This is a genomic window from Rhizobium sp. LCM 4573, from assembly GCF_001854865.1.
Classification (GTDB): domain Bacteria; phylum Pseudomonadota; class Alphaproteobacteria; order Rhizobiales; family Rhizobiaceae; genus Neorhizobium.
The window spans coordinates 40,569-65,480 of the sequence record NZ_MDDW01000026.1 but is presented as its reverse complement, the minus strand read 5'-3'; the positions used below and the strand labels follow the sequence as shown (position 1 = coordinate 65,480).

The 24,912-nt window shown below is 61.8% G+C and carries 20 protein-coding genes; 6 read left to right on the top strand and 14 right to left on the bottom strand.

Features of this window, described 5'->3' with window-relative positions:
- Positions 1-11: 11 nt before the first annotated feature.
- Genes LCM4573_RS19430 through LCM4573_RS19415 form a run of 4 tightly spaced genes read left to right on the top strand, consistent with a single transcriptional unit; the run spans position 12 to position 3,505 of the window.
- Entirely contained in the window at positions 12-1,040 is a 1,029-nt protein-coding gene (locus LCM4573_RS19430; protein ID WP_071008503.1) for an ABC transporter permease, read from the top strand.
- Positions 1,037-1,939, top strand: coding sequence for an ABC transporter permease (locus LCM4573_RS19425; protein ID WP_071008031.1), 903 nt, complete (start codon positions 1,037-1,039; stop codon positions 1,937-1,939). Before LCM4573_RS19430 ends, LCM4573_RS19425 begins: the two co-directional genes overlap by 4 nt.
- Complete coding sequence (locus tag LCM4573_RS19420; RefSeq protein ID WP_071008030.1) at positions 1,926-2,771, top strand: ABC transporter ATP-binding protein; 846 nt, start codon at positions 1,926-1,928, stop codon at positions 2,769-2,771. The genes LCM4573_RS19425 and LCM4573_RS19420 overlap by 14 nt, the downstream gene beginning before the upstream one ends.
- On the top strand, positions 2,768-3,505 hold the full coding sequence (locus LCM4573_RS19415) for an ABC transporter ATP-binding protein (RefSeq protein WP_071008029.1): 738 nt from the start codon (positions 2,768-2,770) through the stop codon (positions 3,503-3,505). The genes LCM4573_RS19420 and LCM4573_RS19415 overlap by 4 nt, the downstream gene beginning before the upstream one ends.
- Here LCM4573_RS19415 and cysG read toward each other — a convergent pair.
- From cysG to LCM4573_RS19345, 14 genes are all read right to left on the bottom strand, one after another.
- Positions 3,500-4,999 (bottom strand): siroheme synthase CysG, encoded by a 1,500-nt coding sequence (cysG, locus tag LCM4573_RS19410; protein WP_071008028.1) that lies wholly within the window; start codon positions 4,997-4,999, stop codon positions 3,500-3,502. The genes LCM4573_RS19415 and cysG overlap by 6 nt on opposite strands.
- On the bottom strand, positions 4,971-7,631 hold the full coding sequence (locus LCM4573_RS19405; RefSeq protein ID WP_071008027.1) for a nitrate reductase: 2,661 nt from the start codon (positions 7,629-7,631) through the stop codon (positions 4,971-4,973). The genes cysG and LCM4573_RS19405 overlap by 29 nt, the downstream gene beginning before the upstream one ends.
- The gene (gene nirD, locus LCM4573_RS19400) at positions 7,632-7,967 is read right to left on the bottom strand and encodes a nitrite reductase small subunit NirD (RefSeq protein WP_071008026.1); all 336 of its coding nucleotides are present in this window, start codon (positions 7,965-7,967) and stop codon (positions 7,632-7,634) included.
- A 4-nt stretch (positions 7,968-7,971) separates the two neighbouring features.
- Complete coding sequence (gene nirB, locus LCM4573_RS19395; protein WP_071008025.1) at positions 7,972-10,422, bottom strand: nitrite reductase large subunit NirB; 2,451 nt, start codon at positions 10,420-10,422, stop codon at positions 7,972-7,974.
- A gap of 18 nt (positions 10,423-10,440) precedes the next feature.
- Positions 10,441-11,682, bottom strand: a complete 1,242-nt coding sequence (locus LCM4573_RS19390; RefSeq protein ID WP_071008024.1) for a nitrate/nitrite transporter — start codon at positions 11,680-11,682, stop codon at positions 10,441-10,443.
- A gap of 348 nt (positions 11,683-12,030) precedes the next feature.
- On the bottom strand, positions 12,031-13,314 hold the full coding sequence (locus LCM4573_RS19385; RefSeq protein WP_071008023.1) for a CmpA/NrtA family ABC transporter substrate-binding protein: 1,284 nt from the start codon (positions 13,312-13,314) through the stop codon (positions 12,031-12,033).
- Between the two features lie 33 nt (positions 13,315-13,347).
- Positions 13,348-13,935: an ANTAR domain-containing response regulator gene (locus LCM4573_RS19380; protein WP_071008022.1), complete on the bottom strand. Its 588-nt coding sequence runs from the start codon at positions 13,933-13,935 to the stop codon at positions 13,348-13,350.
- A gap of 52 nt (positions 13,936-13,987) precedes the next feature.
- Positions 13,988-15,373, bottom strand: coding sequence for an FGGY-family carbohydrate kinase (locus tag LCM4573_RS19375; RefSeq protein WP_071008021.1), 1,386 nt, complete (start codon positions 15,371-15,373; stop codon positions 13,988-13,990).
- Complete coding sequence (gene rhaM, locus LCM4573_RS19370; RefSeq protein WP_071008020.1) at positions 15,370-15,690, bottom strand: L-rhamnose mutarotase; 321 nt, start codon at positions 15,688-15,690, stop codon at positions 15,370-15,372. Before rhaM ends, LCM4573_RS19375 begins: the two co-directional genes overlap by 4 nt.
- Positions 15,687-16,688, bottom strand: a complete 1,002-nt coding sequence (locus LCM4573_RS19365) for an ABC transporter permease (RefSeq protein ID WP_071008019.1) — start codon at positions 16,686-16,688, stop codon at positions 15,687-15,689. Before LCM4573_RS19365 ends, rhaM begins: the two co-directional genes overlap by 4 nt.
- A complete protein-coding gene (locus LCM4573_RS19360; RefSeq protein WP_071008018.1) occupies positions 16,685-17,674 on the bottom strand; it encodes an ABC transporter permease in 990 nt (329 codons plus the stop codon). The genes LCM4573_RS19365 and LCM4573_RS19360 overlap by 4 nt, the downstream gene beginning before the upstream one ends.
- A gap of 9 nt (positions 17,675-17,683) precedes the next feature.
- Positions 17,684-19,228 carry a sugar ABC transporter ATP-binding protein gene (locus LCM4573_RS19355; protein WP_071008017.1) on the bottom strand — a complete coding sequence of 515 codons (1,545 nt, stop codon included), beginning with the start codon at positions 19,226-19,228 and terminating at the stop codon, positions 17,684-17,686.
- Between the two features lie 201 nt (positions 19,229-19,429).
- Positions 19,430-20,425, bottom strand: a complete 996-nt coding sequence (rhaS, locus tag LCM4573_RS19350; RefSeq protein ID WP_071008016.1) for a rhamnose ABC transporter substrate-binding protein — start codon at positions 20,423-20,425, stop codon at positions 19,430-19,432.
- A 48-nt stretch (positions 20,426-20,473) separates the two neighbouring features.
- Positions 20,474-21,289, bottom strand: coding sequence for a DeoR/GlpR family DNA-binding transcription regulator (locus LCM4573_RS19345; RefSeq protein ID WP_071008015.1), 816 nt, complete (start codon positions 21,287-21,289; stop codon positions 20,474-20,476).
- Between the two features lie 200 nt (positions 21,290-21,489).
- Here LCM4573_RS19345 and LCM4573_RS19340 point away from each other — a divergent pair, with 200 nt between their 5' ends.
- Both LCM4573_RS19340 and rhaI read left to right on the top strand, forming a co-directional pair.
- On the top strand, positions 21,490-23,586 hold the full coding sequence (locus tag LCM4573_RS19340; RefSeq protein WP_071008014.1) for a bifunctional rhamnulose-1-phosphate aldolase/short-chain dehydrogenase: 2,097 nt from the start codon (positions 21,490-21,492) through the stop codon (positions 23,584-23,586).
- A 21-nt stretch (positions 23,587-23,607) separates the two neighbouring features.
- Positions 23,608-24,900 (top strand): L-rhamnose catabolism isomerase, encoded by a 1,293-nt coding sequence (gene rhaI / locus LCM4573_RS19335; RefSeq protein WP_071008013.1) that lies wholly within the window; start codon positions 23,608-23,610, stop codon positions 24,898-24,900.
- Positions 24,901-24,912: the final 12 nt, after the last annotated feature.

The following is a 24,912-nucleotide window of genomic DNA, read 5'->3' as shown; positions in this document are numbered from 1 at the left end:
GGCAGCCGATCATGAAGGAACTATCCCTAGGCGGGTTGACGCGACGTCTCGTGCATTTCGCCGTCAGTCTGTTCATCCTGTTATGCGTCACCTTCGTGATCGGCCGGGTCATGCCGACGGACCCGGTCGGCGCGATCGTCGGGGAGCTCGCCGACCCGGCCGCCTACGAAGCGATGCGCGCGAGACTGGGTCTCGACCTGCCGCTCTACCAGCAGTTCTTCATATATCTGAAAGGCCTGCTGCACGGCGATCTCGGTACCGCCATCCTCACGGGAAATCCGGTGGCTCGCGATCTGGCGCAGGCCTTTCCGGCAACCTTGGAACTGGCAACGCTGGCGATCATCATCTCGACGGTCGTGGGGGTTCCGCTTGGTCTGGTCGCGGCTCTCTTCCGGGATAGCTTCATCGACAAGTTCGCCCGCGTTTTCGCGTTGATCGGCCATTCCATCCCGGTCTTCTGGTTCGGGATCGTCGGCCTCGTCGTCTTCTATGCCTGGCTTTCGCTGGTGGGCGGTCCGGGCAGGGTGGACGTCTTCTATGAAGGCATCATCGAGCCGACGACCGGCCTCATGCTCGTAGACAGCCTTCTCGAAGGTGAACCGGAAATCTTCTGGAATGCGCTTTCGCATATCATCCTGCCGGCGGCGATCCTCGCCTATATGGCGATGGCCTATATCACCCGGATGACGCGCAGCTTCACGCTGGAACAGCTGAACCAGGATTATGTGATCGCCGCGCGCGCGAAAGGTGTCGGGCCGGCGCGAACGGTCGTCAGCCATGTGCTGCCGAATATCGCCGTGCAGCTCATTACCGTGCTCGCCATTTCCTACGGCAATCTGCTGGAGGGAGCGGTCATCACCGAGATCGTGTTCTCCTGGCCGGGCATCGGCCAGTACATGACCAACGCGCTGATGATCGGCGACATGAACGCCATTCTGGCAAGCACGATCATCATTGGTTTCATCTTCATGTTTCTGAACTTCGCGGCCGACATCGCCTATGCGCTGCTCGATCCGCGCACACGGGAGGTCGCACGATGACCGACACCCTTCACGACACCAGCGCCATCCAGCCGCCCGGTCTTGTCCAACGGATGCTGAGCGGCTCAGCGCGCGTGATCCGCAAGCTCGGGGACGAGCCGCTCGGGATGGCGGGTTTCATCATTCTCGCTCTGCTCGTACTGGTCGCGGTCTTCGCGCCGGTGATCGCGCCCTATGATCCCGTCCGGCAAGTGCTGAGTGACGCGCTGCAACCCCCGAGCCTCGCGCATTTGGCCGGAACCGACGAGTTCGGCCGTGATATCTTCAGCCGGCTTGTCTACGGAACCCGCATCACCATCCAGACCGTGCTTTCTGTCTCGATCATCGTCGGTCCGATCGGGCTCATCATCGGAGTTGTCGCCGGGTTCTTCGGGGGCAGGACGGATGCGTTTCTCATGCGCGCCACCGATATCGTTCTCTCCTTTCCCTCGTTGATCCTGGCGCTTGCCTTCGCCGCCGCACTCGGCGCCGGGCTCGGCACGGCCATCATCGCGATCTCGCTCACCGCCTGGCCGCCGATCGCGCGTCTTGCCCGCGCCGAGGCGCTGGTGGTGCGCAATGCCGATTACGTGGCCGCCGCCCGCCTTTACGGCGCGTCGCCGCTGCGCATCCTGTTCTTCTACATCGCTCCGATGTGCATCCCCTCGGTCATCGTGCGACTGACGCTCAACATGGCGGGGATTATCCTGACGGCCGCTTCTCTGGGCTTTCTAGGCCTCGGTGCTCAGCCTCCGCTGCCCGAATGGGGCGCGATGATCTCCAGCGGCCGCAAGTTCATGCTCGATTACTGGTGGGTCGCCGTGATGCCCGGTATCGCGATCCTGCTGACCAGCCTTGCCTTCAACATCGCCGGCGACACGCTGCGTGACCTTTTGGATCCTCGCCATGCCCGATCGTGATATGCAGCCCGTACTTTCCGTCCGCAACCTGAACGTCCGCTTCGGCCGCAATGCGATCGCCGCAGTCTCCGAGGCKAGCYTCGACGTCGGCCGGGAGCGCATCGGCATCGTCGGCGAATCCGGTTCGGGAAAATCGACCACCGGCCGGGCGATCATGCGCTTGCTGCCGGCAAAGGCCAGCATCACGGCTGAACAGCTCGATTTCAATGGTGAGCCGCTCCTCGCGAAATCGGAAAAGGAGATGGGGCGGCTGCGCGGCAAGGACCTGGCGCTCATCATGCAGGATCCGCGCTATTCGCTGAACCCGGTGCTCACCATAGGCAGGCAGATCGCCGAATCCGCGAAACTCCATCTCGGCCTCAAGGGAAGGGATGCACTCGCCCATGCGCGTCACATGCTGGAACGCGTCAGGATCAAGGATCCGGAGCGGGTATTGAAGCTTTACCCGCATCAGATTTCAGGCGGCATGGGACAGCGCGTGATGATCGCCATGATGCTCATCGCCAAGCCGAAGCTGGTGATCGCCGACGAGCCGACGTCGGCACTCGATGTCAGTGTCCGCAAGGATGTACTGATGCTGCTCGACGAGCTGGTGCGGGAGAACAATTCGGGCCTCATTCTCATCAGCCATGACATCCGCATGGTTGCCGCCTTCTGCGAGCGCATTCTGGTCATGTATTCCGGCCGCATCGTGGAAACGCTCACCAGCCTGGACGATGCCAGGCATCCCTATACAAGAGGGCTAATCGCAGCCATGCCCGACCCCCGCCATCCGGTCTCCCGCCTCAAGGTTCTGGACCGCGCATCGATCGAAGCGGAGATTGCCCGATGATCAAGGTGGAAAACCTCGATGTCGTCTATGGCGTCAGCGAAACCCGCAACCACGTGGTCCGGAGCGTCAGCTTCGAGGTCGGACACGGCGAAACGCTGGGGATCGTCGGCGAATCCGGCTGCGGCAAGTCGACCTTGCTGCGGTCGCTCGCAGGCCTCGAGAGCGGTTGGACGGGCACCATTCATTTCGACGGCAAGCCAGTGGGCAAGGCTCGCAGCCGCGAGGAACTGAAGCTCGCGCAGATGGTGTTCCAGGACCCTTACGGCTCGCTGCATCCGCGCCATCGCATCGGCACGGCGCTTGCCGAGCCAATCCGCGCCATGGGATTGGGGGACGGCTGGTCGCAAGTGTCGAAAGCACTGCAGCAGGTGGGTCTGCCGGCGCATTTCGCCAGCCGCTTTCCGCATGAGCTTTCCGGCGGCCAGCGCCAGCGCGTCGCGATCGCCCGGGCGCTCATCCTGTCTCCGCCGATCCTTCTTCTCGACGAGCCGACTTCGGCGCTCGACGTCTCGATCCAGGCGGAGGTCCTGAACCTACTTGCCGATCAGCGCGAGGAGCGGAACCTCACCTATGTGCTGGTAAGTCACGACCTCTCGGTGATCGCTCATATGTGCGACCGGGTTCTGGTCATGCAGAACGGGATATTCGTCGATGAGTTGACGAAGGCGGACCTGTGGGCGGGCACCACCCATGCGGATTATTCGCGCGAATTGTTCGAAGCCAGCTTTCTATAAGCCGGCGCGCAGGGGCGCTGGCGCTTGATCCACTTGTCCCTCGGACTGCGGCAAGGCTTTGCCTGTCATGTTCAATTTGCCGAAGACCTTCCCGATGCCGATCAACACCGGCTCGTTAACGCCGATTTCGGCGATCGCGGCGGGCATGTCGCATAACGGTCCGGCCCACCGTCTCTCGTTGGAGCGGGCGATGGCRCTGACGATCACCACCGGCATGTGCGTGTCCATGCCAGCCTCGACGAGCTTCGCAGCGATCGCGCCGGCGGTGCGACCGGCCATGTAATAGATCGTCGTCGTGGCTGGGTCGGCGAGGTTCTTCCAGTCAAGATTGTCGGGCAATTGTCCTTGGCGTGAATGGCCGGTGACGAAGCGAACACCCTGCGCATGATCGCGATGGGTGAGGGAGACGCCGAGGCGCGAGGCCATCGCGCTTGCGGACGTGATCCCCGGCACCACCTGGACCGGAATACCCTGCTCCTCGAGCCAGGCGATTTCCTCGCCGGCGCGGCCGAAGATCATCGGGTCCCCGGACTTGAGGCGGACGACATGTTTACCGGCTTTCGCGAAGTTCACCATCATCGCATTGATGTCTTCCTGTCTGCAGCTTTCGCGGCCACCACGTTTTCCCACCAGCATGCGCTTGGCCTCGCGGCGGGCAAGCTCCAGGACCTCGTCCGAGACGAGATCGTCGAAAAGAATGATGTCCGCCGCCTGAAGGGCGCGGACCGCTTTGAGGGTGAGCAGCTCCGCATCGCCGGCGCCGGCGCCGACGAGCGTGACTCGCCCTTGGGATGCCGGAGTGGAGGCCAGTCGAACCGTATCCCTCAGCACATCTGCTTCGCCTTCGGCGGCAGGCTTGCCGGCAAAGGCATGATCGACGAACCGCTCCCAGAAGGCCCGGCGTTGCGGGCCGGGCGCAAGGCGAGCGTTGATCTTTTCCCGCAGCGATTGGGCAAGCTCCGCCCAACCCTTCAGCGATTGCGGCAGCAGGGTTTCGATCCGCCGGCGGATCGCCTGCGCGAGGATCGGTGCCGCGCCATCGGTCGAGATCGAGATGACGACCGGCGAACGGTTGACGATCGAACCGAACTGGAACTGGCAGAAGGCAGGTTTGTCGATGACGTTGACCGGCACGCCGGCCCTGCGTGCCGCATCGAAAAATGCCCGCGCTTCATCTTCCTCGTCGCAATCCGCAATCGCGAGTGCGGCATTGGGGAATATGAAAGGGCTCCAAGCTTCACGATGATGGATGAACCTGCCCTGCGGATGCTCGGAGGCCCGCATGACCAGCTTCTCGAATGTGTCGGATAGCTCCTCCGCATAGACATGTACTTCGGCGCCACAGGCGGCGAGCAGTTCGGCTTTCCAGGCGGCCGCATCGGAGCCGCCGGCAACGATCACTCGCTTGTCTTCAAGCGCCCAGAAGACCGGGAGCTTGGCAAGGGGCGCCATACGAGCGGGCGCTTCATTCCGCGGCGGCTGCAAGACATCCATCGATGATCCCCTTGATTTCGGCGCGGCAGGAGCCGCAATTGGTGCCGGCATTGGTGTGTTTGCCGACCGCCTCGACACTGTGGCAGCCGCCGCGCACGGCCTCGATGATCCGGTTCACGCCGACGCCGAGGCAGGAGCAGACGGTCGCGCCTGGATCGGGCACATCGGCGCCGGGCCGGCCCGCGACAAGCGCGAAACGCTTGCGCATATTCGCGTGGCTGGCCATGAGCTGGCTGACCGTCCAATTGCGGGCGACGGCCACCGGCTGGCGGCCGAGGAACAAGGCGGCGAGCAGCCGGTCGCCATCGAAAAAGGCAAGGCGCAGATCGCCCGTTTGTCTGTCGGCATAGCCGAGCGGCTCGAGCTGGCCGGAAATGCCGAAAGTGTCGCGGCACCACGACGTCCAGTCCTCGGATGCGTTCAGGAACGCGAGTTCCGTCCGCCACCCACCGTCCGCCTTGGCAATCGCCCAGTAATCCGCACGCGGCGTCATCGGCCTGCCGGCAGAAACCGCAAAACCGTAATGGGAGGCGGCGAAGTTGCGAGCAGCGATTGCCACATTCTTGGAGGCCGGCTGACCTGAGAAAGGGTCGGTGAGCGGCGCGACCAAGGCATCGATACGCGCCTTGGCGGCGAACTGGTCGTTCCAATGCATCGGCACGAAGACGCTGCCACGCGCCTGCCGTTCGGTGACCAGCGCGCGGACGATCGCTTTTCCGTGCGCGCTTTCAAGCTCCACCAGAGCGGCGCCACCAATTCCAAGCTCCGTGGCATCTGCCGGATGGATTTCGGCGAAGGGCTCGGCGAGGTGGGCGGAGAGACGGGCGCTTTTTCCGGTTCGCGTCATCGTATGCCAATGATCGCGGACGCGGCCGGTATTCAGGGTCAGCGGATATTGCTCGTTGGTGCGGTCGGTTGCCTGTGGCGGATAGACCGCGACAAAGCGGGCTTTGCGGTCTGGATGAAAGAACCCGCCCTCGGCGAAGAAACGGGTGACGACCGGCTCGCTACCCGCAGGTTGCGGCCACTGGAAGGGTGCCAACGCGTCATAGGAAGAGCGGTCGATTTCGGCATAGGCGCCGATATCGAAATCGCGGCTCCCTTCGTTCTCGAAGGCGGAAAGGGCCRCATGTTCAGCAAAGATCTCGGCCGGCTCACGGTAGTCGAAAGCATCCGCGAAACCCATGCGGCGAGCCACTTCGGTCAACTGCCACCAATCAGGCTTGGTCTCTCCAGGCGCGGCCAGGAACGAGCGCTGACGGGAAATGCGACGCTCCGAATTGGTGACGGTACCGGTCTTCTCACCCCATCCGAGCGAAGGGAGCAGCACATGCGCGTGCCGCGCCGTATCGGTGTCGCGAAGCACATCCGAGACCACCACGAAGGGACAGTTCCGGATAGCTGCCTCTACGGCATCGGCATTCGGCATGGAGACCACCGGATTGGTCGCCATGATCCAGAGGGCCTTGATGCGCCCGTCGGCAACCGCCCGGAACATATCCACGGCCTTCAGCCCCGGTTTTGCGGCGATCGCCGGCGAGGCCCAGAAACGCTGCACCCGATCGCGATCCGCGGCACTTTCGATCGCCATATGAGCGGCGAGCATGTTCGCCAGCCCGCCCACTTCGCGGCCACCCATGGCGTTCGGCTGGCCGGTGAGCGAGAAAGGTCCCATGCCGGGCCGGCCGATCCGGCCGGTTGCCAGATGGCAATTGAGGATGGCGTTGACCTTGTCGGTTCCGGAGGAGGATTGATTGACGCCCTGGCTGTAGCAGGTGACGACTTTCTCCGTCGTTTCGAACAGGCGGAAGAATTCCCGGATATTCATGACCGGCAGGCCGGTGCTCCCGATCAAGTCAGCGAGGGAAAGGGCCGAGGCCGCCGCGAAGGCTTCTCCAAAGCCTTCCGTATGGGCTGCGACATAGTTCTCGTCTATGGCCGGGCTCTTCGCGAGATGAGCGAGCAGGCCGGCGAACAGCGCGGCATCTCCATCGGGACGGATGGCCAGATGCAGATCGGCGATGTCGCAGGTCATGGTGCGGCGAGGATCGATGACTACAACTTTCATGCCCGGACGCGCTGCCTTGGCGGCGGCCACCCGCTGATAGATGACCGGATGGCACCAGGCGAGATTGGACCCGGTCAGGATGACAAGATCGGCAAGCTCGAGATCCTCGTATGTGCCGGGCACCGTGTCCGATCCGAAGGCGCGGCGATGGCCGGCGACGGAGGACGACATGCAGAGCCGAGAGTTGGTGTCGATATTGGCGGAGCCGATGAAGCCCTTCATCAGCTTGTTGGCGACATAATAATCCTCGGTCAACAGCTGCCCGGAGACGTAGAAGGCGACCGAATCCGGTCCGTGCTCGGCAATAGCATCCGAAAAACGCTGCGCGACGAGGTCAAGCGCCTCTCCCCATTCGGCCCGCTCTCCGGCAATCTCCGGATGGAGAATGCGGCCATCGAGATCGAGCGTCTCGGCAAGCGCCGATCCCTTGGAGCAGAGCCGGCCGAAATTGGCTGGATGATCGGGGTCGCCTTTGACGGATACAATGCCGTCATCGGCGATTTTGGCAATCACACCGCAGCCGACGCCGCAATAGGGACAGGTTGTCTTGACCTCCGTCTCCATTTATTCGGCCGCCACCATCAGGTTCTCCAGCGCAATCGAAAGCGCACCGTCCTCGCAACGGACGGGGATGGTCCGCACCTCTCCTTCGTCGGCTCCCAATGCCTTTCCGGACTCCAGCGAGATCACCCAGTTGTGGAGCGGGCAGGTTACCGCCCGGCCGTGAACGATGCCCTGGCTGAGCGGCCCGCCCTTGTGGGGGCAATGGTCCTCGATCGCGAAAACCTCGTTCTCGGCCGTGCGGAACACGGCGATTTTGCCCTGAGGGGTCTTCACGCAGCGCGCGCCACGCAGCGGGATGTCGTCGATGTGCCCGATCTCGATCCAGTTCATCGTCATCTCCTCACTCGGCAGCCTGGTTGAAGCCGATGGTCGCCATGGGCTTGAATTCATGCTTGTCCTTGCCGGAGACGCGCTCCGACCAGGGATCGACCTGGGCAAATTTCTGGGAAAAGACGAAGCGGTCGTAATACGCCTTGCGCTTGTCGGCATCACCCATGATCTGACGGCGGATTTCTTCGAGACCGATGCGCTTTGCCCATTTGTAGATGCGCTCCAGATAGCGGGCTTGTTCGCGATACATCTGTGTCAGCGCCACGATATGCTCGAGCGCGTCGTCCTCGGTCTTGACGAGGCCGAGAACCTCCGTGCCCTTGATGTCGAGGCCGGCGGCGCCTGCGAAATGGATCTCGAAGCCGGAATCGACGCAGATGACACCGATATCCTTGCAGGTCGCCTCCGCGCAGTTTCGCGGACAGCCGGAGACAGCCATCTTCAGCTTGGCCGGCGTCCACGATCCCCACATGAATTTCTCGATGCGGATGCCGAGCCCCGTCGAATCCTGTGTGCCGAAGCGGCACCAGTCGGAGCCGACGCAGGTCTTTACCGTGCGCAGGCCCTTGGCATAGGCTTGGCCGGAGACGAAGCCCGCCTTGCCGAGATCGGCCCAGACGGCCGGAAGGTCCTCCTTCTCGATGCCAAGAAGGTCGATGCGCTGCCCACCGGTGACCTTGACCAGCGGGATCTCGAACTTGTCGACGACGTCCGCAATCGCGCGAAGCTCATCCGCGTTGGTGACCCCGCCCCACATGCGCGGCACGACCGAATAGGTGCCGTCCTTCTGGATGTTGGCGTGGACGCGTTCGTTGATGAAACGCGATTGGTAATCGTCGGCATATTCATCCGGCCAATCGCAGACGAGGTAGTAGTTGAGCGCCGGCCGGCATTTGGCGCAGCCGCAGGAGGTCTTCCATTCCAGCTCCTGCATGACGGCGGGAATGGTCTTCAGCCCCTTCGCCTTGATGAGGCGGCGCACGTCATCGTGGCCGAGTTCAGTGCAGGTGCACATCGGCGTGACGGCAGCAGGGTTGTAGCTGTCGCCAAGCGTCAAAGCCATCAGCTGCTCGACAAGGCCGGTGCAGGACCCGCAGGAAGCCGACGCCTTGGTGTGGGCGCGCACGTCATCGAGCGAGGTCAGTCCCTTGCCCGAAATGGTCGAGACGATCTTGCCCTTGCAGACGCCGTTGCAGCCGCAGATTTCCGCATCATCCGGCAAGGCTGCAACGGCCGCCATAGGGTCCAGGGGAGCTCCTCCCTGGTAAGCCTGGCCGAAGATCAGCGTGTCGCGCATCTCCGAAATGTCGGTGGCTTTCTTCTTGAGATCGTTGAACCAGGCGCCGTCGGAGGTCTCGCCGTAGAGAACCGTGCCGATGATGCGGTTGTCCTTGAGCACGAGGCGCTTGTAGATGCCCGCGGTCGCATCACGCAGGACGATCTCCTGGCGGTCGTCGCCATCGGCGAAATCTCCGAGTGAATAGAGATCGATGCCGGTGACCTTGAGTTTGGTCGGCGTGTCGGAGTGCACGAAGGCGGGCTTGGTATCGCCGGCGAGATGCGATGCCGCGACGCGCGCCATTTCGTAGAGCGGAGCGACGAGGCCATAGACCATGCCGTCCACCTCGGCGCATTCGCCGACCGAATAGATATCGCCGTCCGAAGTCTGCATGCCGGCATCGACGACGATGCCGCGGTTGACCGCGAGACCGGCATCCTTGGCAAGTCCGGCATTCGGGCGGATGCCGACGGCCATGACGACGAGGGTCGCAGGAATGATGCGGCCGTCGTCAAGCTCGACACCTTCCACCTTGCCGTCACCGATGATCGCCTTGGTATTGGCCTTGCAGACGACCTTGATGCCGCGCTCCTCGACCGCCTTCTGCAGCAGATAGCCGGCGGCCGGATCGAGCTGGCGTTCCATCAGCGTCGGCATGACGTGCAATACCGTCACGTCCATGCCGCGCTGTGCGAGGCCTGCGGCGGCCTCGAGACCGAGAAGCCCGCCACCGATGACGATTGCCTTCTGACGTGACTGCGCTGCGAGAAGCATCGCCTGCACGTCGTCCAGGTCGCGATAGGTGATCACGCCCGGCAGGTCCTTGCCGGGCACGGGGATGATGAAGGGCACCGAACCGGTGGCGATCACGAGCTTGTCATAGCTCTCGGTGACGCCGTGGTCGGAAGTCACGGTCTTTTGGGCGCGGTCGATCGCAACAATCTTGTGACCTTTGTAGAGTGTGATGCCGTGCTTGATGTACCAGCCGTCGCCGTGGATGATGATCTGCTCGTAATCCTTCTCGCCGGACAGTACCGGCGAGAGCATGATGCGGTCATAGTTGACGCGCGGTTCGGCGTTGAAGATCGTGACTTCGTATCGGCCGGGCGCCTGTTCGAAAAGGTGCTCCAGCATGCGTCCCGGCGCCATGCCGTTGCCGATGATGACGAGTTTCTCGGTCATGATTCTTATTTCCTTGGTTCAGGTGGCCGCAACGGCGGAGACGGAGAGCCCACGGCGATCCATCTGCTTGATCGACACATGCATCCAGATCAGTGAGACGGCGACGACGGCAAAAAGAAGCAGGAAGCAACTGGACCAGAGGCCGGTTACGTCCTTGAGCAGCCCGAAGGCGATCGGCAGGATGAAGCCGCCAAGGCCGCCGACCATGCCGACGACGCCGCCCACTGCACCAACGCTTTCGGGGTAGTAAGCGGGGATGTGCTTGTAGACCGCGGCCTTGCCGAGGCTCATGACAAACCCGAGCATGAAGACGACCACGATGAAGACTATCGGCGTAACGCCCACCGGCAGCGACAGGACGAGCGTCGAGACCGCCGAGACGCCGAACATCCAGTACATGACGCTACGGGCGCCCTTCTTGTCGGAGAGCATGCCGCCGAAGGCGCGGAAGATGCTGCCAGGGATCGAATAGGCGGCGGCGATCATGCCGGCTGCGGCAAGATCGAAGCCGTAGACGCCGACCAGATAGCGCGGCAGCCAGAGGGAGAGCGCCACAAACCCGCCAAATGCGAAGAAGTAGTAGAGGCAGAAACGCCAGACCTGGGCGTTCTTCAGTGGTGCGAATTCCTGGGCGAGACTGCGGGGGGCGGCACCCTTTTCGCGGCGAGCGCGGTAGGCCGGGTCATCGGTGGTGATGAACCAGAAGACGATCGCCATGACGACGAGGGCGGCGGCCCAGATCTGGGCAACAGCCTGCCATCCCCAGGCGAGAAGGACGAACGGGGCGACGAATTTCGTCACCGCCGCGCCGACATTGCCGGCGCCGAAGATGCCGAGCGCCGTGCCCTGCTTCTGCGGTGGGAAGAATGGCGAGATATAGGCGACGCCGACGGCGAACGAGCCGCCGGCAAGCCCGACACCGAGACCGGCGAGCAGCATCTGCGGATAGGTGGTCGCAAAGGAGAGCAGGAAGGTCGCCACCGCCGAGGCGAGCATGGTCAGCGTATAGACAAGGCGGCCGCCATAGCGGCCGGTCCAGATGCCAAGCACGATGCGCACGAGCGATCCGGTCAGGATCGGGGTGCCGACGAGAAGTCCGAATTGAGCCTCGGTGAGGCCGAGATCCTGTTTGATGCGGACGCCGATGATGGCGAAGATCGTCCAGACGGCAAAACAGATGGTGAAGGCGAGCGTGGACATCCACAATGCCTTTTCCGGTTCGTGGCCGCTGCTGATGTCGGTTGTCGAAATCTTGGTCATGCACTTGTTCCCTTGTCTGGTGGCCGACGGATTTTCGGACATAAAAAAACGCCGCTCGGAAAACGTGTCTCCAGGGATGGGAGGATCCCGGACACGAAGACCTTGCGACGTCGATGTCTTTGTGGGCGCTTATCGTGCGCTCATCCGCACCGATCGCCGTTGACCGGTGCGCTTTCTACCACGCAAACAGCGTGCCAGTTTTGGATGAGATGCGTAAGCGATTGTAGATAAACGTAAATTTAGGGAATAATTCGACGATTAAATTTTAGGCAGGCGAAATGGCCTGCAAATTGTTTATGCTGTTGCTTTTCTGAAGAGCCCGACTGATAGGCAGCCGATACGGAAGTCTCAGACTTCGTCGCCGTTCGAGCCAGCCCCCGAGCGGCTCCTAACAGCGAACCTATCCACGTAATCGCCGATATCCGAAGGATCGAAAACATGGCCATCCATGAAGCGGTCGCCCTCGACGTTTCCTTCCACGCGAATGTCTCCGCCCTCAGGCATATCTGCCTTTCCGAGCGCGGTGCGATAGAGATCGGGACGATAGGCGCTTGCCGCAGCCTGCAGCCCTTCCTCGGTCAGTCGCGCCTGGCCCCAACGGATCATCTGGCTGTAGATCCACAATGCCTGGCTGGGACGGGGATAATTCGCAAAACCCTCATGGAAGGTGAAGTAGCGGTCTATGACGCGTCGGTTGCCTCGCGCGTCGAGGCTGAACTGCCCGCCGAGCACGTGGCGGATGATATCGACAGGGGCCGCGATATAGCGGGCGTCCGCCAGAACTTCGGCCAGCGCATCGTGGTTTTCGGGCCGGTCGCACCAACGGGCGGCCGCATCGAGCGCGACGAGGAGGCGGGATACGGTTTCAGGATGGCTTTCCGCCCAGTCCGGACGCATGCCGATCACCTTTTCGGGTGCGGACGGCCAGATGTCCTGCTTGGCCGCAACGATGCGGCCGACGCCACGCTCGGAGGCGACCATGTTCCACGGCGCACCGACGCAGAAGCCGTCGATCGCGCCTGCTGCAAGCGCATCGGACGTCAGCGGGGGAGGGACCACGACCAGCTTCACATCCTTGTCGGGATCGATGCCGCCTGCTGCCAGCCAATAGCGGAACTCGTAATTGTGGGAGGAGAAGGGATAGGTCATGCCGAGTGTCGGCAGAGGCTCGCCACGCTCCTTCATCTGCCGCACCACAACCGCGAGCGCCTCGGCGTTGTCGAGCGCATTCGCCGTTTCGGAAAGGCCGGCCGCCTCGCGCATCCGTTCGAAAAGCCGCAGGGAAAGGGTAATGGCATTGCCGCCTCGCCCGAGTGAGAAGGGCGTGATCGTCGGGGAGGGGTTGGAGCCGAGGCCCAGCATGGAGGCAACCGGCATCGGCGAAAGCATATGGGCGATATCGAACTGCCGGAAGGCCAGGCGATCGCGGACATTGGCCCAGGAAACATCCCGCACAAGATCGAGCGTCAGTCCCTCTTTCGTCGCAAAGCCGAATTCCACCGCCGCAATCAGCACCGACGCATCGACCAGCGGGATGAATCCGGCCCGCAGGATCTTCGGCCCTTCGCCAATGATGCGGCGCGGAGCGGAAAGAGCGTCTCGGCTGCTGTCAATCTTCGTCATCATGCTCATCCGGCTTCCCGAGAGGCTGTGTCTGCCGCCTCCTCACATCAAAAGTCCTGCGGCCGTCACCACGCTCTGGGCGATTTCCGCGATCTTCTTCTTCTCGTTCATGGCTGACTGGCGAAGCAGCGCAAAGGCCTCTTCCTCCGAAAGCCCCTTCATCTTCATGAGGATGCCTTTGGCCCGCTCGATGACCTTGCGTTCTTCGAGCGCCGATTTCGCTTCGGCGAGTTCCCGCTGGAGCCGGCTGAAGGCGTTGAAGCGGCTGACCGCCATGTCGAGGATCGGCTTGACGCGCTCCTTCTTCAGCCCGTCGACGACATAGGCGGAGACGCCGGCCTCGACGGCGGCCTCGATCGAGGCCGTATCGGAACGGTCGACGAACATGGCGATCGGCCGGCTGACGGTGCGCGTAAGTTGGAACAGGTGCTCCATCATATCGCGGTTCGGGTTTTCGATATCGATGACGATCACGTCCGGCTTCAGCGTCTCGATGATCTTGGCAACCCCGTTTACCTCATGGATGACGGTGACCTTGCTATGACCCGCCTCGCGCAACCCCTCCTCGATGATCGAGGCGCGGATCGCGTTTTCGTCTATCACAAGAATGGTCAGGTCAGGCGCCGGCATTGACTAGTGATGCCGCACTGCAGCAAGCTTGGCAAGCGATCCGCAACGAAGATTATCGATGCGGCTGTTCCGCCTGCTCCCGCCAGGCCGCACGATAACCGGAGAGATCCAACGACAAGGCGCCGGCTTTTGATTGGACGCGAATAGATTGCAGGGAACTGCCCGCCAACATCGCCGCGCCCTGGCTCGTGCCGGTCGAACCGGAAATCGCGATCACCTCGCGCTTGAGAAGAGCCCCAAGCGCCTGCAGATAGGCGGCATTTGCCGAGAAGGGGCCCTCCACCAGGATAGGTCCGCTTGCGCCGATGAGGTCCAGACAGGTCTCCGTCATCAGAGCGAGGTAAAGACAAGCGGCAGCCCAGCGCTCATCGACGATTGCGCTTTCGTCATTCACCCATTCATGGCTACGAGCTGGATATGGGCCGGAGCCCGATGCTATATTTGGCAGCAGCATCAGGCCTTTTTGAACGACCTGCGGCATGGCGGAAAGCGCAGCTTGGGGGGAAAGCTTTCCAAGTTCGGCCGTCAAAAGCTCGAATTCGCGCCCGCCCATGAAGCGGGAAGAAGGCACCGCACGGCCATAGRCATCGACATTGGCCAGCGTGTCGCGCTTAGGGTCGAGATGGTCGAGATCGCCACCGACGGCGAAGCTGATGACCCAGGTGCCGGTCGAGACAACAGCAAATGGCGCTTCCCGCGCGATCAGATGCGGCAATAGCGAGGCGTTGGAATCGTGAATGCCGCAAAAGACAGGGATGGGCTTTTGCAGGCCCAGACTTTCGGCGATGTCCCGCCGCATCGGCCCTAGCGCATCAAAGGCCGAACGCACCGGCGCCATGAGATCGCCAATGCCCAATTCATCGACCAATGAAGAATAGCGGCCATGCCGGGGGGCCCAAAGGTCCGTGTGGCAGCCAAGCGATGTGCCTTCGTTCGCCGCAACGCCCGTCAGTCGCCACGCCCAATATTGCGGATAGGTCATGATGGTTCGAACGCGGGCGAAATCCTCCGGAAAGGCGGTCTTCTGGTAGTGGAGCTGCGCGCCCGCGTTCAACCCGCCGGAAAGGGCAGGGGAGAAGGTTTCTGAAAACGGCGGACGGATCTCCCGGTAGGCCGCTTGAATTTCCCGCGGATACTGGTGCTCATAGTCGAGCACGGGCAGGGCGAGCCTTCCATCGGCATCGAGCAGCGCCATGGATGCACCATGCGTGGTGATCGAAATGGCGTCGAAGCCGGGCGCGCTGGTGAAGGCGGTCAGCGCCTCCAGGGCGAAGGCCCAAAGGGCGTCGATATCGTAATGCGGGTAAGGCGGGCCGGGCAGGGCCCGGTTCGGCATTCGTTTCTCTCCAACCTCTTCGCCTGTCGCGCAATCGAGCACGACGACCTTGGCATTGGTCTTGCCGATATCGAGGACGGCGATCTTTGCAGGCTTGCTCATGGCAGATGGAAGACCGTCGCGAGATCGCGTGCCACCGGCGAATTGTCCGGATTGGTTTCCATGATATCGGCCATGTGAGCCCACCATTTCTGCATCACTGGATGCTCGGGAAGCTTCGCCATGGCGTGATCTCGCGGGCGCGTCAGCACACCGAACAGGATATTGGTCTCTCGATCCAGATGGATCGAGTAGTCGCTGACGCCGGCCTCATGCAGCAGGACGACCAGCTCCGGCCAGATTTCGTCATGCCGTTTCCTGTATTCGGCCTCCATGCCGGGGTTGAGCTTCATCTTGAAGGCATATCTTTCGAGCGTCATCGGCTCATTTCCTTGATGCGACGGGCGACGATCGGGATCGCTATGGTGGTGATGAGAAGCAAGCCGACGAAGATCGACATGACGATGCCGGGCACGTTCAAAAGGCCAAGCCCAAAGGTGACGAGCCCCATGACGAAGGCGGCGATGACGACGCCGGGTATCGTTCCGGAGCCGCCGAGGATCGAGACGCCGCCCAGCACGACCATGGTGACGATCTCGAGTTCCCAGCCCTGGGCGATCGAGGGCCGCGTCGAGCCCAGCCGCGAGGTGAGGCATATGGAGGCGATACCCGCCATCAGGCCCGTCAGCAGGAAAAGGGTGAATTTCACCCGCTCGACGGAAATGCCGGAGAAACGCGCGGCGAACTCGTTGTTACCGATGACGTAGATCTGGCGGCCGAAATTCGTCGCGTGCAGCAGGATGGCGAAAACGATCGCCAGTAGGATGAAGAGGACGAACTCGAAGGAGAAGACCCAGAAGACATAGCCCTGGCCGAAATAGGCGAAGCTGTCGGGATAATTCCCGTAGGCCTTGTCGCCGAGGACGATGTAGGAAACTCCCCGGAAGAGGCTCATCGTGCCGATCGTCACGACGATCGAAGGCAGCCTCAGAACCGAAACCAGAAAACCGTTGAACGCACCGCAGGTGAGCCCGACACCGAGGCCGATAGCCACCAGTCCCGGCGTGCCGATGCCTGCCTGTGCGGCCGCTCCCATGGCGGTCGAGGCAAGCGCGATGATCGCTGCAACCGAGAGATCGATCTCTCCGGCGATGACGAGCAGGGCCATGGCAAAGGCGATCATTGCCTTTTCAGTGAAGTTGAACGTGGCGTCCGAAAGGTTCCAGGCGTTCAGGAAGTAGGGCGAGGCGAACGAGTTGAAGACGAAGATCGCGACCGCCACTCCGAGGAGCAGAACCTCCCAGCTCGACAGCAGCCGGGACGTCCGGGTTCCGAGCCGATCTGGGATCACGCGCTTTGAATTGGCGGCATCGCTCATGCGGAGACCTCCGGAGCTGCGCGATCGCGCAGGATGATGCGGCCGGCCTTGCGCTCGGCCCGGGCGTTGAAGACGACGGCAAGCACGATGACGATGCCGGAGATCGCCATCTGTGCGAAAGGCGAGATGCCGATCACGGGCAGCGCATTCTTGATGACGCCGAGGAAAAGCGCGCCGAGCACGGCGCCTGCGACCGAACCGATCCCCCCGGCGATCGAGATCCCGCCGATGACACAGGCCGCGACCGTATCGAGTTCAAATCCGACGGCAATATCGACATAGGCGACCGCATAGCGCGATACCCAGAGATAGCCGCAAAGACCTGCAAGCGCACCGGAAAGCATGAAGGCGATGAAGCGCGTCCAGCCGATATCGATGCCCGCATAGACGGCGGCTGTCGGATTGCCACCGGAAGCGTAAGCCGAGCGTCCGAAGGGCAGGCGGGTCAGCACGAACCAGGCGCCGAGCACGATGGTGATGGCGATCCAGGAAAGCACGGGCAGGCCGAGAAGCTGCGTGCGGGGGATATTGAGAAACGGCGCCGTCATCTGGTGGGCGTTCACCCAGCCGCCACCCGAAAGCACGAAGGCCATGCCGCGATAGATGGTGAGCGTGCCGAGAGTGACGACGATCGGCGGTATCTGCAGGGCCCAGACGAGGAAACCGTTGATTGCTCCGAGAAAGGCGCCGATTCCCACCGCCATCACAATCAAAAGCGCAAGAGGCACGTCCGGGAAAGCGGCATTGGTCATGGCGACCGCCATGCCGGTGAAAGAGAGATTCGCCGCGACGGATAGGTCAATCGACTTCGTTAGGATCACCGTCATCTGACCGAGCGCCAGTATGATCAGGATCGACGTATCATTGAAGATATTGGCGAGGTTGCCAGGCGAGGCGAAGCCCTGCGCGCGTGTCGCAAAGCCGATCACCATCAAGCCTATGATGACGATGAGCAGAAGTTCGCGGTTCTTCAGGAGATTGGTCATCGGCTTTCCTCACGCATTACCGGTCGCCGCGCGCACCAGTACCTCGGCACTCAGGCGCTCGCGATCGAAGATGCCGGCGGCAAGGCCCTCGCGCATCACCATCACGCGATCCGACATGCCGAGGATTTCTGGCAGTTCCGACGAGACCATGATGATCGAGAGCCCCTCGGCGGCCAGTTCACTGATGAAACCGTGGACCGCCGCCTTTGAGCCGATATCGATGCCCTTGGTCGGCTCGTCGAGAATGATGACCTTGGGCTGTGTCGCCAGCCATTTGCCAATCACCACCTTCTGCTGGTTGCCGCCGGAAAGCGTGCCGACCGGCACGGAAAGGGCCGCCGCGCGCAGGTCGAGCCGCTCGGCATATTTGCGGGCGAGCGCCAGTTCGTTTGCGGCCTTGAGAAAGCCGGATCGCGAGGTGCGCGAAAGCGAAGGCAGCGACATGTTCTGGAAGATCGGCATGGGCAGCGCCAGACCGTGGCGGCCGCGCTCCTCCGGCACATAGACGATGCCGGCGCGGATCGCATCGCTCGACGAGCGGATGTCGAGGGGCTCGCCCTCCAGCGTCAGTCGGCCGGAAGAAGGGCGCGTGATCCCGAAAAGCGCCTGGCAGAGCTCGGAGCGCCCGGCCCCGATCAGACCGTAGATGCCGAGGATTTCACCGCGCCTGAGTTCGAAGGAAATATCGCGGAACTCGGTCGGATGGCTGTAGCCTTCGACGGCAAGCACCGGTGCGCCGATTTCAACCTTCACCTTCGGAAAGACATCCTTGACGTCCCGTCCGACCATCAGCCGCACGATCTCGTCCTGTGCGGTTTCCTTCAATCTGCCCTTCCCGACAGCGCGGCCATCGCGGAAGACCACGAAATTTTCGGCGATCTCGTAGACTTCGTCGAACTTATGGCTGATGAAGAGGATCGCCTTACCCTGGCGCTTGAGGTTGTTGACGATGCGGAAGAGGTCGTCGATCTCCTTGCGGGAAAGTGCCGCCGTCGGTTCGTCCATGATGACGATGCGCGCATCGACGGAAAGCGCACGGGCGATCGCCACCAGATGCCGCTGTGCGATCGAAAGGTCCTTCAAACGGATCGTGGGGTCGATCTCGCTTTCCAACGCCCGCAGGAGGTCGCCTGACCTTAAATTGATCTGCCGCCAGTCGAGCGTGCCGAAGCGGGTCCGTGGCGCATGGCCCAGGAAGATGTTTTCGCCAACGGAGAGTTCGTCGAAAAGCACGGTTTCCTGATGGATGGCCGTCACCCCCGCATCAATGGCGGCTTGTGCGCTGTGGAAGGCGGCGGGCTTGCCGTCGATCAGGATTTCCCCCTCGTTAGGGCGATAAATGCCGGTCAGGATCTTTACCAGGGTCGACTTGCCGGCGCCGTTTTCACCAATCAACGCCGTCACCTGGCCCGGAAAGAGCTGGATACTGACGCCATCGAGCGCTTTCACACCAGGGAAGATCTGGGAGATGCCGCGCATCTCCAGGATGGGCGCAGATTCAACCTGAGGTGCCGGATGAGGGGATCGATTTTGGGTTTTCGTCGCGCCATTCATTATGCGTAGCCGCTTTTCCGTAGCAAATTTAGCGTTGAGGCCGCGGCCCCGATCCGGCCTCCGCTTCGCTCAGTCCTCCTTTCCCGAGGGGAGAGGAGGACCGGGAACGTTGCGGCATTACTCTTCTCCCCAGCGGGAGAGGGAGTCGGCAGGTGGATGAGGGGGCCCACATCGCCTGCTGTTGGATCGGAGTCCCAGCGATCAGAAGATCTTCGAGAACTCGTCGATGTTCGAGGCGTTGTAAACGARGGGATCCGCCATGGCGGCTTCGCCGTTATCGCCGACCTTGATCTTGCCCATGCGGCCAGCTTCGATTTCCGCGCCCGGTGCGCCGTCCGTATCGCCCTTGACGATGTGGTAGGCAATCTGGGTTGCGGAATAGCCGAGGTCGATCGGGTTCCAGATCGCGAACTCCTTCGTGGCACCCGACTTGATGGCGCCCGCCATTTCAGAGGGCAGGCCAAGCCCGGTCACGTAGACCTGGCCGATCTTGCCGGCATCCTTGACTGCCTGAGAGGCGGCGAGCACGCCGACAGTCGTCGGAGCGACGATGACCTTCACGTTCGGCTGCGAGGTCAAGAGCCCCTGGGCCTCGCGATAGCTCTTGTCGGCCAGGTCGTCGCCATAGACGGTGGTGGCAAGGTTGAGGCCGGGGAAATCCTTCAGCTGCTTTTTCATTTCCTCGATCCAGGTGTTCTGGTTGGTCGAGGTGGTGGTGGCCGAGAGGATCGCGAAATCGCCCTTACCGCCTTCCAGATGGTTGGCCGCAAGCTGCAGGCACATCTTGCCGATCAGCTCGTTGGACGAGGGGTTCAGGTGCATGATGCGGCCTTCAGCCGCCACGCCGCTATCCCACGAGATCACCTTGATGCCACGCTGAGCGGCTTTCTTGAGTGCCGGAACGACCRCATCAGGGTCGTTGGCGGAGATGGCGATAGCGTCGACGCCCTGGGCGATCAGCGAATTGATGACCTCGATCTGGCCTTCCGCGGTCGTGGTCGTCGGTCCAGTATAGATGATCTCGACGCCGCCGAGTTCCTTGGCAGCTTCCTGCGCGCCCTTGTTGGCGGCTTCGAAGAAACCGTTGCCGAGCGATTTGACGACAAGTGCTATCTTCATGTCGGCGGCGCTTGCCGCCGTGCTCATGGCGGCGAAGGCGAGTGCCACGCCGAGAGCGAGTTTCCTTGCAAGTTTCATTTCCAGTCCTCCCAGTTTAAGATTTCAGTCCCCTCCCATCGGATGGCGTCACGCCGCCGATGGGGAATCCTCCTTTGCGGCAGAAACATCGACTGCGCCGGCCACGACCAGCCTGATGCCCGCGTCCTCGATCATGCGGACGGCTTCGTCCGAAACGCCCTCGTCGGTGATAATGGTTGTGACCCGCTCGAGCGGGCAGAGAATAAGGCTGGATCGGCGGCTGAACTTGCTCGAATCCACCATGACGATCAGCTCTTCGGCCTGATGCATCAGTTTCTGCTCGCTCTGGATCACCAGCGCATCCGCCTCCATCACGCCGAGGGGGCCGACCCCTTGCGCGCCGATGAACATGCGCCGCGCATAGAAATTGCGGATCGCATCATTATCGAACGGCGACAGGATGAGGCTCTGCTCGCGATAGATCGCCCCGCCCGGCACGGAAACTGTGCTTTTCGAGTGCTTGACCAGATGCTCGGCTATCGCGAAGGAATTGGTCATCACCTGCAGGCGCCGAGCCGACATGTAATGGACCATCTGGAAGGTCGTCGTGCCGCCATTGATGATGACGGAGTCGCCTTCCTCGCAAAGCTCGACGGCAGCGCGAGCGATCGCGCGCTTCTTGTCGATATTGACCGATTCGGAAACACGGAACGGGCGAGCGGCGAGATTGCCGAGTTGCGGAGGGTGAACCGCTTCGGCACCGCCGCGCACGCGCCGGAGCTTGYCCTGTACATGCAGCGAGGCAATGTCGCGCCGGATCGTTGCCTCGGAAGCATCGGTCAGCTCGGCGATATCCTGCACGGTGATCACCGGCTTTTCCTGGATAGCGCTCAAGATGATGCGATGGCGTTCACGTTCGTGCATGGGGCTCCTCCTGATGCTCAACTATCGCTGGAAAACTTACGTTGTCAATCATAAACGATCAAATTCGAATTTACCGCAGCGCACAATGAACGTTTGTGATCGTTTTTGATTGACATAGGCTACGGCAATGCGCGATACCGACGTCATGGGATAGCGGCCACCCTGGCCGCCGTGAGCCGAAAACATCTGGGAGGAAAGCGATGTCGGGCAAAACCCGCCTTCTCGAAAATCGTTGGGATGATTCCCATGCCGCCGGCCTCGATGAGCCGGGCAAGCTGCTCTATCGCTCCAACCTCCTTGGTGCGGACAAGCGCATCACCAATTACGGCGGGGGGAATACCTCAGCCAAGGTTATGGAGATCGATCCGCTGACCGGCGAGAAGGTCCGCGTCATGTGGGTGAAGGGCTCCGGCGGTGACGTTGGAACCATCAAGCTCGATGGTTTCGCAACTCTCTATCTCGACAAGCTGGAAGCTCTCAAAGGCATCTATAAGGGCGTGGAAGACGAGGACCGCATGGTTGGCTTCCTGCCGCATTGCACTTTCAATCTCAATCCGCGCGCAGCATCCATCGACACACCGCTGCATGGCTTCGTGCCCTACAAGCATGTCGATCACATGCACCCAGACGCGATCATCGCGATCGCGGCGGCGAAGAACTCCAAGGAACTCACGAAGCAGGTTTTCGGCGGTGAGATCGGCTGGCTGCCCTGGCGGCGTCCCGGTTTTCAGCTCGGCCTTGATCTCGAAGCCTTCGTGAAGGCCAATCCGAACGCCAAGGGTGTCGTGCTCGAAAGCCATGGCCTCTTTACCTGGGCCGACGACGCCAAGGCCTGCTACGAGCTGACGCTCGACATCATCAACAAGGCGATCGATTGGTTCGCGGGGCAGACGGAAGGCAAGACGATCTTCGGCGGCGCTGTCGCACAAAGCCTGACGGTGGCGGAGCGTCGTGCCATCGCCGCCAGGCTCATGCCGGAAATTCGCGGCCGGATAGGCAGATCTGAGCGCAAGCTCGGTCATTTTGACGATCAGGACGCGGTACTCGAATTCGTCAATTCGAAGAACCTGAAGCCGCTTGGAAGCCTCGGCACGTCCTGCCCGGACCACTTCCTGCGCACCAAGATCCGGCCGCTGATCCTCGATTTCGATCCGGCCAAGCCGGACATCGACGGCGTGGTGGCCTCTCTCGATCAAGCGCTGGAAGATTATCGCGCCGGCTACACGCGCTATTATGAAACCTGCAAGCACGACAATTCGCCGAAGATGCGGGATCCCAATCCGGTCATCTTCCTGGTGCCGGGCGTCGGCATGCTGTCTTTTGCCCGCGACAAGGCGACGGCCCGCATCGCCGGCGAGTTCTACGTGAACGCCATCAATGTGATGCGTGGTGCTTCGACTGTCTCCGAATACCAGGGGCTACCGGAGCAGGAAGCCTTCGACATCGAATATTGGCTGCTTGAAGAAGCGAAGCTGCAGCGCATGCCAAAGCCGAAGAGCCTCGCCGGCCAGGTCGCCTTCGTCACCGGCGGCGCCGGTGGCATCGGCCGCGCGACCGCCGCTCGTCTGATGGGCGAGGGGGCCTGTGTGGTGCTTGCCGATATCGATGGCGGAGCACTGGGCGAGACCAAGGCGGATTTCGAAAAGTCCTTCGGCAAGGATGCCGTTCGTGCCGCCATTCTGGACGTCACCAAGGAAGACGCCGTTATCTCCGCCTTCGCGGAAGCTTGCGTCGAATTCGGTGGCGTCGATATTCTCGTCTCCAATGCCGGCATCGCCTCCTCCGCGCCGGTGGAGGAAACGACACTGGCCATGTGGAACAGGAATATCGACATCCTGGCGACCGGCTACTTCCTTGTGTCCCGAGAAGCGTTCAAACTCTTCCGCAACCAGAAGCTCGGCGGCAATGTCGTCTTCGTCGCGTCCAAGAACGGGCTTGCTTCCTCGCCGAACGCTTCGGCCTATTGCACCGCCAAGGCGGCCGAAATCCATCTCGCGCGCTGCCTGGCGCTCGAAGGAGCCGAAGCCGGCATTCGCGTCAACACAGTCAACCCGGATGCAGTGCTGCGCGGCTCGAAGATCTGGAGCGGTGAATGGCGCGAGCAGCGTGCTTCATCCTSCAAGATCGAGGTGAGCGAGCTCGAGGAGCATTACCGCAAGCGCTCGCTCCTGAAGCTCAACGTCTTCCCGGAGGATATCGCCGAGGCGATCTACTTCCTGGCATCCGACGCGTCCGCCAAGTCGACCGGCAACATCATTAATGTGGATGCCGGCAACGCACAGAGCTTCACGCGCTGACAATCGCCAGGGGAGGAAGAAATGGCCGAGTTCAAGATCGCGGCGGATGTGGTTTCCGCCGAAAATGAAAAACGCAGAGCAGCGCTGAAATCCGATTACGAGGCTCTCGGGGACAATCTGTCCCGTCGCGGCCTCGATATCGAGGCGGTGACCAAAAAGGCGGCTGAGTTCTTCGTCGCCATTCCCTCCTGGGGTGTGGGCACCGGTGGCACGCGCTTTGCCCGCTTTCCGGGGCAGGGCGAGCCGCGCGGCATCTTCGACAAACTGGACGACTGCTCCGTCATCCAGCAATTGACGCAGGCGACGCCCACCGTTTCGCTCCATATTCCCTGGGACAAGACGGATGCGAGGGAGCTAAAGGCGAAGGGCGATGCGCTCGGCTTGCGCTTCGACGCAATGAACTCCAATACCTTTTCCGATGCTCCTGGCCAGATCCATTCCTACAAATACGGCTCGCTCAGTCATACGGACGCCGCGACACGCAGCCAAGCCATCGAGCACAATCTCGAATGTATCGAAATCGGCAAGGCGATCGGCTCCAAGGCGCTGACGGTGTGGATTGGTGATGGCTCCAACTTCCCGGGCCAAAGCCATTTCACTCGTACTTTCGAGCGCTACCTCGCCTCCATGGCGGAGATCTACAAGGCACTGCCGGATGACTGGCGGCTGTTTACCGAACACAAGATGTACGAGCCCGCCTTCTATTCGACGGTGGTGCAAGACTGGGGTACGAACTACCTCATCGCAAATACGCTTGGGCCAAAGGCCTTCTGCCTCGTTGATCTCGGGCACCATGCGCCGAACACCAATATCGAGATGATCGTCGCGCGCCTCATCCAGTTCGGCAAGCTCGGCGGCTTCCATTTCAACGATTCGAAATACGGCGACGACGATCTCGACGCCGGCGCGATCGAACCCTATCGGCTGTTCCTCGTCTTCAACGAACTGGTCGATGCGGAGCACCGTGGTGTGAAAGGTTTCCATCCGGCGCATATGATCGACCAGTCGCATAACGTCACCGACCCGATCGAAAGCCTGATTTCCAGCGCCAATGAAATTCGCCGCGCCTATGCGCAGGCACTGCTCGTCGATCGCAAGGCGCTCGATGGCTATCAGCAAGAAAACGACGCGCTGATGGCATCCGAGACCCTGAAACGTGCCTATCGCACCGACGTGGAGCCGATCCTTGCCGAAGCTCGTCGCCGGACGGGCGGGGCGATCGACCCGGTTGCGACCTACCGCGCCAGCGGCTATCGGCAAAAGGTTGCGGCCGAACGCCCGCAATCCCAAGCAGGCGGCGGCGGTATCGTGTAGCAGGAGCCGCCG

What these genes read in the sequence shown, in the direction of transcription:
- LCM4573_RS19430 (WP_071008503.1), top strand. Translation starts at nt 12, where the DNA reads ATGAAGGAACTATCCCTAGGCGGGTTGACGCGACGTCTCGTGCATTTC.
- LCM4573_RS19425 (WP_071008031.1), top strand. Translation starts at nt 1,037, where the DNA reads ATGACCGACACCCTTCACGACACCAGCGCCATCCAGCCGCCCGGTCTT.
- LCM4573_RS19415 (WP_071008029.1), top strand. Translation starts at nt 2,768, where the DNA reads ATGATCAAGGTGGAAAACCTCGATGTCGTCTATGGCGTCAGCGAAACC.
- nirD (WP_071008026.1), bottom strand. Translation starts at nt 7,967, where the DNA reads ATGACGATGAACTGGATCGAGATCGGGCACATCGACGACATCCCGCTG.
- nirB (WP_071008025.1), bottom strand. Translation starts at nt 10,422, where the DNA reads ATGACCGAGAAACTCGTCATCATCGGCAACGGCATGGCGCCGGGACGC.
- LCM4573_RS19390 (WP_071008024.1), bottom strand. Translation starts at nt 11,682, where the DNA reads ATGACCAAGATTTCGACAACCGACATCAGCAGCGGCCACGAACCGGAA.
- LCM4573_RS19385 (WP_071008023.1), bottom strand. Translation starts at nt 13,314, where the DNA reads ATGAGCATGATGACGAAGATTGACAGCAGCCGAGACGCTCTTTCCGCT.
- LCM4573_RS19380 (WP_071008022.1), bottom strand. Translation starts at nt 13,935, where the DNA reads ATGCCGGCGCCTGACCTGACCATTCTTGTGATAGACGAAAACGCGATC.
- rhaM (WP_071008020.1), bottom strand. Translation starts at nt 15,690, where the DNA reads ATGACGCTCGAAAGATATGCCTTCAAGATGAAGCTCAACCCCGGCATG.
- LCM4573_RS19365 (WP_071008019.1), bottom strand. Translation starts at nt 16,688, where the DNA reads ATGAGCGATGCCGCCAATTCAAAGCGCGTGATCCCAGATCGGCTCGGA.
- LCM4573_RS19360 (WP_071008018.1), bottom strand. Translation starts at nt 17,674, where the DNA reads ATGACCAATCTCCTGAAGAACCGCGAACTTCTGCTCATCGTCATCATA.
- LCM4573_RS19355 (WP_071008017.1), bottom strand. Translation starts at nt 19,228, where the DNA reads ATGAATGGCGCGACGAAAACCCAAAATCGATCCCCTCATCCGGCACCT.
- rhaI (WP_071008013.1), top strand. Translation starts at nt 23,608, where the DNA reads ATGGCCGAGTTCAAGATCGCGGCGGATGTGGTTTCCGCCGAAAATGAA.